Raw genomic sequence first — 1462 nt, forward strand, 5'->3', positions numbered from 1 at the left:
GATCCACAGAGAGGAATCTGATGTTGCTAAAATCGTATTGATATGGCTTGAAGCAAACCCACTGTTATCACTCGAAAAGAGTGTGTCAGAATAATTCCTGATTACCCCTTTTGAAGTAGCAAACCAGATCTTTTCCAAATGATCTTCAGCAATTGCATTGATATTACCCGATGGTATAAATCCATTTCCTCTCAGGTCGTTTACCCTTACCCCGTTTCTAACAACTCCAAACACATGAACATTAGTATTCCCAATAAAGTAATATGTACTGTCTTGTGTACGTAGCATATCGGTAAAGGGCCTAGTATAAGGATGGCTCCATTCACTTCCATTATATTTGCTAATTACATTTTTACCATCACTGCATCGAACCCAGACGGAGCCATCGTAATCGGCATAAATATACTCTATCATATTGTTGGCAGGTGAGTTGGTACTGATCTGTTGCAGTTCTCCCCACACAAGCTTTCCAAAAAAATAAGTCCCACCAATCCAGGCGATATTCCCACTTACCGGAGCTATTGCCCATATTCCAGTGCCTCCTCGCTCATACTGTAGCCTTACGTCCCAGTTCTCATTCTCATAAACCATTACATTCAGACCATACGCCCATATATCACCCTGAGCAGAAACGGAAAAACCCAAAACAGAATTGCTGAGAGTCCCGTCCTCAGTTGAATACGATCTCCAGTCTGCACCATCATACACGGCAACATTCCATATATCAGTGACAAAAAGCTCACCTCTGCTTACAACCATGCTACATGGGTTATCAAATGGCAGCTCGATGGTTTTATGATACTGTCCATCAATACCAAAACGAAATACCCTGTTTTTAACTCTTACATAAACGCAGCTATCTGCTCCTCCTGAAACGACATTATCAACATATTCATCTGTTCCTCTGAGTTCATCAAATGCAGTAATCCGTTTGAAAGTAGTGCCACTTTGTTTCAGTATCCCATCCGATATCCCTACCCATACAGCACCGGAATAATCAACTGTAAGATCGTTTACCCTGCTGCTGAAATGAAATTGTTGTCCAAAACTACCGTTCCTGAATTGGGCGATTGTATTACCCGATGCAGCCCACACAACCCCCGATGAATCCAATACAAGTTTAATACTACTATCGGAAAAAAAAACGTTATCTCTATCAAATACCTGTTGCTCCTCAGTATTTGTATTCCAGCGCACAAGTCCGGTGTTTTTAGTAGCCATCCAAAGATACTGCCCATCTATGAGCAGATCGGTTATATCTTGCCTGTTAATATGATGGTTCCAGGGGATTTGAGCATTTAATACAGTTGGTAAGAGAAGCAAAAAACATAAAAATTTGAATACACGTTTATTCATCATTTTTCCTTGCATAGTTACAGTTTTTCATTAAAGATTACTTCCCTCTCTTTAATTTCTTCCTGTTCAGACCTTAAAAAGTAAAAAACAATAGCTTTAGCATCAT

The 1462-nt window shown here is 39.9% G+C and carries 1 protein-coding gene; it reads right to left on the minus strand.

Features of this window, described 5'->3' with window-relative positions; translation table 11 throughout:
- A partial coding sequence (locus QA601_18885) for a hypothetical protein (protein ID MDG5817167.1) occupies positions 1–1359 on the minus strand: 1359 nt, incomplete at its 3' end.
- Positions 1360–1462 lie beyond the last annotated feature (103 nt).

The sequence above is a fragment of the Chitinispirillales bacterium ANBcel5 genome (assembly GCA_029688955.1).
In the GTDB taxonomy this organism is placed as follows: domain Bacteria; phylum Fibrobacterota; class Chitinivibrionia; order Chitinivibrionales; family Chitinispirillaceae; genus Cellulosispirillum; species Cellulosispirillum alkaliphilum.